Below are 1,261 nucleotides of genomic sequence, written 5' to 3' on the forward strand. Positions count from 1 at the left end.
CGTGAGTAATACCCCTTCAAATTCTTTCAGGTAAGGTTCAACCACATCACAGGAACGGCTGTCGGAGTAGATAAAGGCTATTTCTTCGTGGTCGCCATAAAAGCACCAGAAGTAGCCTTTTTTCATTTTACCCTTGCATTTCAGCCCGGCTTTCGACGGTGTTTCATCCAGTGCCAGGGTGTGACTTTCAAGGCAGCTGTCCAGTACTTCATGAGCGACAGGTTGTAACAACTGGCCAGCACGCTGCTCCAGATTGGTCAGCGTGCCACGACTGACGGTGACACCGCTGGCTTCCAGTCTCTGGTGTTGACGATAAAGCGGCAGGTGGTAGCGGTATTTCTCAACCAGCAGGCCAGCTATAAAGCTCACATTGGCAAAGCTGCGGTCAAACAGGCCGGAGGGGGCTGCCGCCGTGCTCAGGGTTTGGTCTGCCTTGTGGCGAACGACGTCCCTCTGGTATTTCAGAATTACGTAACTGCCCGGACGCTGCGCCAGACGATGGGTATATTTATGGTCAATGATTTCATACTGGTCGGCGTCTTCACCCTGCATTTCAGGAGCAGGAATATGAATCAGTTCAACAGGTACACCTTCGGTGAAGCGCAATCCCTGATCGGTAACACAGTCATCTGGCCTGTGCTTCTTTCTGCGCTCATAGGTGATGATTTCTGTTTCCGGAATCTATGGATGCTCAATGTCTTTGAGGATCTCCCCGAGAGCCAGCTGGTCCGGGTTTACTATCAGTCTCTTTTCCGATTTTTCACCGAACAGCTGTTGTTTAAACCAGGCCAGCTGATGTTTGAGGGACTCGTTTTCCTGCTTAAGGTGTTTATTCGCGGATATGTGTTCCTGCAACAGCGCCTGCGACTGCTGGAGCAGCTGCAGGTGACAGAGTTGATTGACAGGGACAGGTAGATTCATAGCCTTTGAATGTAGCTACTACTCAGAGGTTTTGCTGTTTGATGTATCAGGTTTTACATAACGTTTGTGATAGCGGATAGAACGGGTATCAATACCGTCAATGATCAGCTTCAGTTCTGTCAGTGCAAGCAGCTGTTTAACCGCTTGACCGGCGTGGGAGTGAAACTGACCCTGCTCCAGTCGTTTACTCCAGATACAGTAACCGCTACGTTCAAAGTACAGTACCTTGCACTGGTTTCGGCGACGATTGATAAAGACGAACAACTGCCCACTCAACGGGTCTTCCTCAAGGGTATTTTTCACCAGAGCGACCAGGCCGTTGTATGACTTCCTCATATCA

3 protein-coding genes are annotated in these 1,261 nt (G+C 49.9%); all 3 read right to left on the reverse strand.

From position 1 onward, the window contains the following. Nucleotides 1-552 (reverse strand): IS66 family transposase (locus ACO6V1_RS24020; protein ID WP_422469134.1); only part of this gene is annotated, 552 nt, incomplete at its 3' end. A 129-nt stretch (nucleotides 553-681) separates the two neighbouring features. Next, a complete protein-coding gene (locus ACO6V1_RS24025) occupies nucleotides 682-921 on the reverse strand; it encodes a transposase domain-containing protein (protein ID WP_422450695.1) in 240 nt (79 codons plus the stop codon). A gap of 18 nt (nucleotides 922-939) precedes the next feature. Next, a partial coding sequence (tnpB, locus tag ACO6V1_RS24030) for an IS66 family insertion sequence element accessory protein TnpB (protein ID WP_422469132.1) occupies nucleotides 940-1,261 on the reverse strand: 322 nt, incomplete at its 5' end.

The sequence above is a fragment of the Endozoicomonas sp. ALC013 genome (assembly GCF_049310205.1).
Taxonomy (GTDB): domain Bacteria; phylum Pseudomonadota; class Gammaproteobacteria; order Pseudomonadales; family Endozoicomonadaceae; genus Endozoicomonas.

Coding starts and splice junctions, on each gene's coding strand:
- ACO6V1_RS24025 (WP_422450695.1), bottom strand. CDS start 921: ATGAATCTACCTGTCCCTGTCAATCAACTCTGTCACCTGCAGCTGCTC.